Source organism: Curtobacterium sp. APC 4022, from assembly GCF_030407555.1.
In the GTDB taxonomy this organism is placed as follows: domain Bacteria; phylum Actinomycetota; class Actinomycetes; order Actinomycetales; family Microbacteriaceae; genus Curtobacterium.
The window spans coordinates 1-8,162 of sequence record NZ_JASDDD010000083.1 but is presented as its reverse complement, the minus strand read 5'-3'; the positions used below and the strand labels follow the sequence as shown (position 1 = coordinate 8,162).

Annotated in this window: 7 protein-coding genes; 4 read left to right on the top strand and 3 right to left on the bottom strand. The window is 73.0% G+C overall.

Annotated features, from left to right (window positions below):
- The 3 genes from QL987_RS16410 to QL987_RS16400 all read left to right on the top strand — a co-directional run.
- The coding region (locus tag QL987_RS16410) for an inositol monophosphatase (RefSeq protein WP_290158708.1) at positions 1–768 on the top strand (768 nt) is incomplete at its 5' end.
- Positions 769–908: 140 nt separating this feature from the next.
- On the top strand, positions 909–1,277 hold the full coding sequence (locus tag QL987_RS16405; RefSeq protein ID WP_290158706.1) for a hypothetical protein: 369 nt from the start codon (positions 909–911) through the stop codon (positions 1,275–1,277).
- Positions 1,278–1,464: 187 nt separating this feature from the next.
- On the top strand, positions 1,465–3,366 hold the full coding sequence (locus QL987_RS16400; protein WP_290158705.1) for an ABC transporter ATP-binding protein: 1,902 nt from the start codon (positions 1,465–1,467) through the stop codon (positions 3,364–3,366).
- Here the strand turns inward: QL987_RS16400 and QL987_RS16395 are convergent.
- From QL987_RS16395 to QL987_RS16385, 3 genes are all read right to left on the bottom strand, one after another.
- A complete protein-coding gene (locus QL987_RS16395; RefSeq protein WP_290158703.1) occupies positions 3,363–4,373 on the bottom strand; it encodes a LacI family DNA-binding transcriptional regulator in 1,011 nt (336 codons plus the stop codon). The two genes, QL987_RS16400 and QL987_RS16395, sit on opposite strands and share 4 nt — an antisense overlap.
- Positions 4,370–5,035 carry a 2'-5' RNA ligase family protein gene (locus tag QL987_RS16390; protein WP_111076303.1) on the bottom strand — a complete coding sequence of 222 codons (666 nt, stop codon included), beginning with the start codon at positions 5,033–5,035 and terminating at the stop codon, positions 4,370–4,372. The genes QL987_RS16395 and QL987_RS16390 overlap by 4 nt, the downstream gene beginning before the upstream one ends.
- Positions 5,036–5,186: 151 nt before the next feature.
- Positions 5,187–6,200, bottom strand: coding sequence for a LacI family DNA-binding transcriptional regulator (locus QL987_RS16385; protein ID WP_290158702.1), 1,014 nt, complete (start codon positions 6,198–6,200; stop codon positions 5,187–5,189).
- A 229-nt stretch (positions 6,201–6,429) separates the two neighbouring features.
- Here QL987_RS16385 and QL987_RS16380 point away from each other — a divergent pair, with 229 nt between their 5' ends.
- Positions 6,430–8,031, top strand: coding sequence for a tyrosine-protein phosphatase (locus QL987_RS16380; RefSeq protein ID WP_290158700.1), 1,602 nt, complete (start codon positions 6,430–6,432; stop codon positions 8,029–8,031).
- Positions 8,032–8,162: the final 131 nt, after the last annotated feature.

The window sequence follows — 8,162 nt, the reverse complement described above, 5'->3', positions numbered from 1 at the left end:
ACGGTCGCCCCGCAGCTGCTCGAGGCGTTCCGGTCGGACATGGCGATCACCACGAAGCGCGACGCCCACGACGTCGTCACGGTGCACGACCGTGCCGCGGAGGAGACCATCACCACCGCGCTGACCAGGGCGTTCCCCGGGTCGGTGGTGCTCGGGGAGGAGGGCGGCAGCACCGGTGACGCGTCCCTCCGGTGGATCGTGGACCCGATCGACGGCACCGCGAACTTCGCCCGGGGGCTGGCCTACTGGTGCGTCTCGATCGCCGCCGAGGTCGACGGGGTCGTCGTCGCCGGCGCCGTGTACGACCCGGTGGCCGACCACGTGTTCGCCGCCGACGACACCGGCGCGACCCTGGACGGCGCACCGATCCGGTCCGTGTCCCTGCCCGAGGACGCCGCGACCGTGCTGACCAGCTTCCCGGTGCAGCAGGACCTGGAACTCCTCGGCGAGGAGGCTGCACTCACCCTGGTCCGTGACCTCACGCTCCGGTACCGGCACCACCACAGCACCGGCAGCGGCGCGCTCAACCTCGCGCACGTGGCCGCCGGCTGGTCGGACGTCACGATGGGCTTCGCCACCCACCCGTGGGACGTCGCCGCGGGTGCGCTGGTGCTGGAGCGGGCCGGCGGCTGGTTCCGCGGGTTCACGTCCGGCGTCGCGACGGACCGGGCACACCGGGCCGAGGACTACGTGGCTGCCGGCGGTGGCGTCGACCACCGGGCACTGGTCGAGCAGGTGCAGCAGCTCTCGAGCACGATCACGGCCTGACGCGAGTGGTCCGTCACCACGTTGCCCGAACGGGCGAGGGACCGCACCGTGGGTCCATGCGTCGCACAGGACTCCGCGATCACGCGTGCTCCGCCGTCGGCGCAGTTCCGGGATGACTCGGGGTGCGCCATGATCTCGACATGCCGTCCATGACCCCTGGCGAACGACGCGCCTCCGCGGACGCGTTCCTCGTGCACCTGCAGCACCTGTTCGCGACCGACACCGACTGGAACGACGGCATGCAGTGGGTCGCGGGTCGCGCCCTGACCGACGACGTCGCGGTCGTGCTCTACCGCGACCGCCCGGGAGGCCCGGTCCTCGGCCGCCGCTACGACCTGGCCGCCGAGCGCACGCTGTTCACGGACGACAGCGCCGAAGCGATCGCCGGCGAGGCCTGGACGGGCGACTTCGTCGACCCGTCCGGACCGGGTGCGCTCCTCCCGGTGGACTGGGCCGACGGGCTCTGCGACGACCCACGGAGCGTGCAGTGGATCGGAGTCCGGCGCTGAGGCACAGTTCCGAGTCCGGAACCGCTTCCGTCCAGCGCCCGCACCAGCCGCGTTGCGCACGACGCCCGCCCGCTCCGTGCCGGACGAGCCGTATCCTGACTCCCTGGTCGCCGTCGCCGCTGCAGGGCCCCGCCACGGGGCTCCCCACCACCGCAGCAGGCCCCGGTCGGCCACGGAGGGAACTGTCATGAGCATGGAAGGCGTGGCCTGGAGCTCGCTCTACAAGATCTCGACCGCCAGGGACGGCAAGCACGGCATCTCCCGTGAGTCCGTGCGGCGGATCCTGACGTTCGCCGTGCCCTACCGCGCGAAGCTCCTCGTCTTCATCGTCCTGTCCGTCGTGGGGGCGTTCCTGGCGGTCGCGACGCCGGTGCTCGCCGGCCAGGTCGTCGACGTCATCGCGGCCCGGGGAGCCGTCGGCACCATCGTCTGGCTCGCCGTCGTCATCGCCCTGGTGGCCGTCGCCGACGCCGCCACGTCGCTGGTGACCCGCTGGTACTCGGCGCGGATCGGCGAGGGCGTGATCCTGGACCTCCGCACCGCCGTGTTCAACCACGTGCAGAAGATGCCGATCGCCTTCTTCACCCGCACCCGGACGGGCGCGCTCGTGAGCCGGCTCAACAACGACGTGATCGGTGCGCAGCAGGCCTTCAGCGGCACGCTGTCCGGCGTGGTCACGAACGTCGTGGCGCTGGTCCTGACCCTGGTCGTGATGCTCAGCACCTCCTGGCTCGTGACGGTGCTCGCGGTGGTCATGCTCCCGGTCTTCCTCATCCCCGCACGCCGGATGGGCAGCCGCCTGGCTGCGCTCCGCCGCGAGGCCGCCGACCACAACTCGGCGATGAGCACGCAGATGACCGAGCGGTTCTCGGCGCCGGGTGCCACCCTCGTCAAGCTGTTCGGCCGCCCCGACGAAGAGGCCGAGGAGTTCCGCGTCCGTGCTGCCCGCGTCCGGGACATCGGGGTCCGGAGCGCACTGCTGCAGTTCGTCTTCGTCACCGCGCTCACCCTGGTCTCCGCGCTCGCCCTCGCGCTCGTCTACGGGGTCGGTGGTTCCCTCGCCCTCGGCGGCCAGCTGAACACCGGCGACGTGGTCACCCTGGCCCTCCTGCTCACGCGCCTCTACGCGCCGCTGACCAGCCTGGCGAACGCCCGGGTCGAGATCATGAGCGCCGTGGTCAGCTTCGAGCGCGTCTTCGAGGTGCTCGACCTCGAACCGCTCATCCAGGAGAAGCCCGACGCCGTCACGATCCCCGACGGTCCGGTCGCGGTCGAGTTCGACGACGTCCGCTTCGCCTACCCGTCCGCCGACAAGGTCTCCTTGGCGTCACTCGAAGAGGTCTCCACGCTGGACACCCGCGGTGGCGACGAGGTCCTGCACGGGGTCTCGTTCCGGATCGAGCCGGGGCAGACCGTCGCCCTGGTCGGCACGTCCGGCGCGGGCAAGTCCACGGTCGCGCAGCTCCTGTCGCGCCTGTACGACGTCGACAGCGGTGCCGTCCGGCTCGCCGGCACGGACGTCCGCGACGTCACGTTCAGCTCGATGCGGCACACCATGGGCATGGTCACGCAGGACGGCCACCTGTTCCACGAGACCATCCGCTCGAACCTGCGGCTCGCCCGGCCCGAGGCCGCGGACGACGAGGTGTGGGACGCCGTCCGGCGGGCCCGCCTCGAGCCGCTCATCCGGTCCCTGCCGGACCAGCTCGACACCATGGTGGGTGAGCGTGGCTACCGGCTGTCCGGTGGTGAGCGTCAGCGGATGACCATCGCACGGCTCCTGCTCGCGCAGCCGCGGGTCGTCATCCTCGACGAGGCGACGGCCGCCCTGGACTCGACGTCCGAGGCCGCCGTGCAGGCCGCGCTGAGCGAGGCGCTCGAGGGCCGGACGGCGATGGTGATCGCGCACCGCCTCTCCACCATCCGCAGCGCGGACCTGATCCTGGTGGTCGAGGACGGCTCGATCGTGGAGCGCGGCACGCACGAGGAACTGCTCGCCGCGGGTGGGCGGTACGAGGAGCTGCACCGGACGCAGTTCGCGGTGCAGAAGGAAGCAGTGGCGGACGAGGAAGCGATGGGCGCGGTCTAACCCTCCGAAGGAACCGACCGCGGCCGGCACCGCGGCACGAGCACGGTCGGCAGCACCTCGTGTCGGACCACACGCCGACCCCGCAGCCGTTCGACGACGAGTTCGACGACCCGTGCCCCCAGCCGCCGACACGGCTGCTCGACGGTCGTCAGGTCCAGCCGTTCCGCCAGCGCGGTGCCGTCGAACCCGGTGACGGCGGCCACCTCCGGCAGGTCGGTCCCGGCTGCGCGGGCGGCCGCCAGCAGCCGTCCCGCGGTCGCGTCGTTCGCCGCGACGAACGCGGTCACGCCGTCGTCCAGGAAGCTCCGCACTCGTCCGGGCTCGGCGACGAGCACGTCGATGTCCGCCGTGCACCGGTCCGCCGTCGCCTGGAGCCGGCCCGACACCTCGGCGTGCACCCGCCCCCGCCGTGTGGTCGACGGGAACGCCGACTCCGCCACGAAGCAGGTCCGGACGTGCCCGAGCGACGCCAGGTACAGCAGCAGTTCCCGCATGCCGGATTCCTCGTCGACGCTCACGGTGTCGATGCCGGTCCCGGCCAGGAGGCCCGCCCCCGATCCGAGGACCGCCACCGGGACCCGCCGGGCGGCCGACACGACCCGTGCCCGCGGGAGACGGCTGCTCACCACCGCGACCCCGAGGACACCGTCGGCCGTCCCGGCGGAGGCGACCAGGGCCTCCAGTCCGGCGGCCAGCCGCGCGTCGTCGCGACCCGCGTCGACGACCCGGACGGCGAACCCGAAGGTCGCGGCGGTCTCCCGCGCACTCGCCAGCACCTCGGCGTGGAACGGGTGTGCCGCGTCGGTGACGAGCACCCCGATGACGAGCGGGTCGCCGGAGGCGCGTCGTCGCGCCAGGGCACCGACCGGGAGGCCCAGCTCGTCCGCCGCGCGCACCACCCGTTCCCGACACGGCACGGACACCCCGTCGTCGCCGCGGAGGGCCAGGGAGACGAGCGACCGGGACAGCCCGGTCGCCTGAGCCACCTCGGCGAGGGTGACCGTCATCGACCGGTGAGGGTCCAGGTGTGGACGTGCTCCCAGGTCATCGTGTGCCACCAGCGGCCGCTCCAGTCCGGGCTGGCCGTCCGGTAGAGGACGACGGTGTCGCCGCGGAAGCCGGACGGCACGTCGATGTCGAGGTCGCGGATGAACGCACCGACCTCGTCGCGCAGGTCCGGACGGCCGTAGAGGTCGTGGGAGGCGAGCGAGAGGTGTGCGCGCCACTTCTCCGGCAGGAAGTCGTTCGACGGCGGCGAGTCCATGGTCCGACGGAAGGGGTCGACCGCGGCGTCGACGTCCGCGGCGAGCTGGACGAAGTCCTGGTTCAGGGTGCCGTCGGGGCGTTCGGCGACGTCGTACACGTACCCGATGCCCTGCCCGCGGACGCCGGCGTTGTGGACGTCGAACGCCGGACGGTCGGCGAGCAGGGTCGTCAGCGCCTGCACGACCTCGGTGACGTCGCGGCCGAACGGCTGGCTGCCGACCAGGGTGGCGTGCGGCGGGAACGCGCCGGCGGACACCAGGCCGTACTGGGCGCGGAGCTGGTCGGTGACGACCGTGACGGCGCGGCAGGTGCGGGCATCGGGGCGCAGGTAGACGCCGTAGCGGTACGGGTCGGTGGCGTCGAGCGGCAGGCGGGTGGAGACGGCGGGGTCGGGCTGGGACATGGGATCCGTTCGGTCGAGCACGTTTAGGGAACGTTCCCCATCGTGGTCGGGAGCACACCGCCGTGGTCGTCTGGACGGCGACGAGCAGGTGAACGGGTGGTGACGCGAGCGGCACCCGAGCGGGCGCCGCGCGGCCGTGCCGCTGTGCTGCTCAGCGCGGAGCGAGCGTCCGACCGGGCACGAGCGTGCCGTCGATGGCGGTGTGCGTCGCCCGCGAGGTCACCCCGTCGATCTGGTCCACGACGTCGTCCACCGACAGGGACCCGATCACGTCGAGGGGCTGCCGCCACGAGCTGATGCCGAACAGCTCCGTGGCGAAGGGCATGATGCCGTCGTACCCGGTGACGGACAGGTCCTCCGGCGCCCGGAGCCCGCGGCGGCGCATCGCCTCGAGGACACCGACGGCCCAGTGGTCGCTCGGCGCCATGATCGCCGTCACGCCCCCGACCGCCACCACGTGGTCCACGGCGGAGTCGAGCCAGCGCGGGTCGTCGCCGTGGTCCTCCAGGCGGACCAGCACCACGTCGACACCCCGCGCGCCCAGCTGTCGGGCCATCGCGTCCGTCCGCGCCGACTGCGTCAGCGAACCGGAGCGGGCGACCGTGAAGACCGCGACCCGCTCGTGGCCGAGGTCCGCGACCCGGTCCGCCAGCGCCGTCCCGCCACCGTGCTCGTCGCAGTAGACGCTGCTGACCGACTCGTCCCGCTCCGGACGCCCGGCGACCACCGTGGGGATCCGCTGCGCGAACGGCAGGACGTCCTCGACGGGCAGGGCGCCGCTGCAGACGATGAGTCCCTCGACCCGCAGCGCGACGAGCGTCTCGAGCGCACGCCGTTCCTCCTCGATCGAGAACGACCCGGCTCCGGTCGCGGTGACGACCCGGTACCCACGCTCCGCCGCGCGCAGCTGGAACGCCGTCAGCAGGTGCCCGTAGAACGGGGTGGAGGCGTCGCGCACGAACGCGCCGACCGTGTGGGTCCGGTGCGCCGACATGCCCCGGGCGTTGGCGTTCGCCACGTACCCCAGGTCGCGGGCGGCCTGCTTCACCCGCTCGACCGTCGCCGGCGCGACCCCGTAGGCCCCGGCGAGCGCCCGCGAGACGACGGACTTCGAGACGCCGGCGGCAGCGGCGACGTCGAGGATCGTCGGGACGGCGTGGCTCATGCCCGGGCCCGTCGTGTGGTCATCCCCTCACGGTAGCGGGCACAGCGCACCCCTCGACGAGGAGCAGCGCCGATGGCCATCCTGAGCGCTGGCTCACCGCGCAGAAAGCCTGCCGTCGCGCACTGTTCACCGAACGGCCCGGACAGACCCCGATCGTTCTCGGTACCCGCCGTGTCGCCGACCCCCTGGTCGCAGGCGGACACGTACCCGTACCCGAACGAGGAGCCCCGTGCCCAACCGTCCCGCCCGAGCACACGCGCTGTTCCGAGCCGCGTCCATCGCCACCGCTGCCGCCGCCGTCCTCGGCACCGTCTGCCTCTCGACCACCACCGCGAGCGCCGACACCGGCCTGCAGCCCGCGTTCACCGCGCAGGACCACCCGGTCACCGACGTCCCGGGCATGGTGAACGGCCGCGAACTCGGCGCCTTCACCGGACTCGACGGACGCCGGGTCGACGCGACGCGGCTGATCCGCTCCGAGTCGCTCGACAAGGTCACGGCCGCCGGCGCCCAGACGCTCGCGGGCAAGTACCACGTGGACCTCGTCGTCGACCTCCGCACGCCCGGTCAGGTGGCGGCGAAGCCCGACGTGACGATCCCGGGCGCGAAGGTCGTCGACATCTCGATGTTCGGCGCCGACGGCGACTACCCGGACGACACCGTGATGTACCACGACCTCACCGACAAGGGCTACGTCGACGCTGCGGACCGTGGCCCGATGATCAGCGCCTACGCCCAGGTGCTCCAGATCCTCGCCACCCACACCAGCGGCACCGTGCTCATCCACTGCTCCCACGGCATGGACCGCACCGGCACCGTCATCGACCTGCTCGACCGGGTCCTGGGCGTCGACAGCGCGGACGTCCTGCACGACTACCTGCTCTCGAACACCCAGCTCGGCGTCACGTGGGCCACCCCGCAGCTGCTGCAGGGCACCTTCGAGCACGACGTGGCGACGAAGTACGCGGGCATGGACTCGTACCTGTCCAAGACCATCGGCGTCACCCCGGCCGAGGTCGCGGCACTTCGCGCCCGGTTCCTCGTCTCCGACGACGCCTCGGCCTCGGCCGTCACCGTCGGTGGCGTCACCGTGCCCCTCGCTGCTGCGGCGACCACGGCCGGTGCGACCGTCACCGCACCCCTCACCGCGCTGACCGCCGCCGACGTGCACGTCACGACGACGAACTCGGCAGCGACCTCCTCGGTGGCCGTCACCGGTCGCAGCGCCGTCGTCACGGTGACCGCGGCGAACGGCACGACGACGAAGCAGTACCGCGTCACCGTGCGGCAGCCCGCCCTGTCCGTCGACGCGAACGGCACCGCCGCCCACGGCCCGTTCGCGCCCGGCTCCGCCGTGACGATCACGAGCGCCGGACTCACCCCGGGTGCGGTCTACTCGGTCGTCGTGCACTCCACCCCGCGCGTGATCGGCACGGTCACCGCGACGGCGGCCGGGACCGTCTCGGCCTCCGTCGTCCTGCCGGCCGACCTGGCCGCCGGGGCGCACACGCTGTTCCTGGCCGACGCGAAGGGCACCGCCGTCACCACCGCGGCGCGCATCGTGCTGGTCGCCCGCTCGGCGACCGGGACCACCACGACCCGCGGGGGCACGACCGTGGCGACCGTCCCGGTCCGGTCCTCCTCGGCAGCGGGTCCGTCCGTCGCCACGGGCGGCACGGTCGTGGCCAGCCCCGCCGACGGCGGCGTCCTGCCCTGGGTCCTGCTCGGCGGTCTCGGATCGGCCCTCCTCGCCGGCCTCGGCGTGCTCCGCCTGCGCGGCCGGGTCCGCAACGGCCGTGCCAGCAACGGCCAGTTCCGCAGCGGCCGCTGAGTCGTGACGACACGACACACGACGAAGCGGTGGCGCCGGGGATCCGTCCTCGGCGCCGCCGCCGGCGTGCTGGCTGTGGGGATGGTCGTCACCGCGATCGTCGGCCTGACACTCCCCCACACCCGCCAGAC

What these genes read in the sequence shown, in the direction of transcription:
- QL987_RS16405 (WP_290158706.1), top strand. Translation starts at nt 909, where the DNA reads ATGCCGTCCATGACCCCTGGCGAACGACGCGCCTCCGCGGACGCGTTC.
- QL987_RS16400 (WP_290158705.1), top strand. Translation starts at nt 1,465, where the DNA reads ATGAGCATGGAAGGCGTGGCCTGGAGCTCGCTCTACAAGATCTCGACC.
- QL987_RS16395 (WP_290158703.1), bottom strand. Translation starts at nt 4,373, where the DNA reads ATGACGGTCACCCTCGCCGAGGTGGCTCAGGCGACCGGGCTGTCCCGG.
- QL987_RS16390 (WP_111076303.1), bottom strand. Translation starts at nt 5,035, where the DNA reads ATGTCCCAGCCCGACCCCGCCGTCTCCACCCGCCTGCCGCTCGACGCC.
- QL987_RS16385 (WP_290158702.1), bottom strand. Translation starts at nt 6,200, where the DNA reads ATGAGCCACGCCGTCCCGACGATCCTCGACGTCGCCGCTGCCGCCGGC.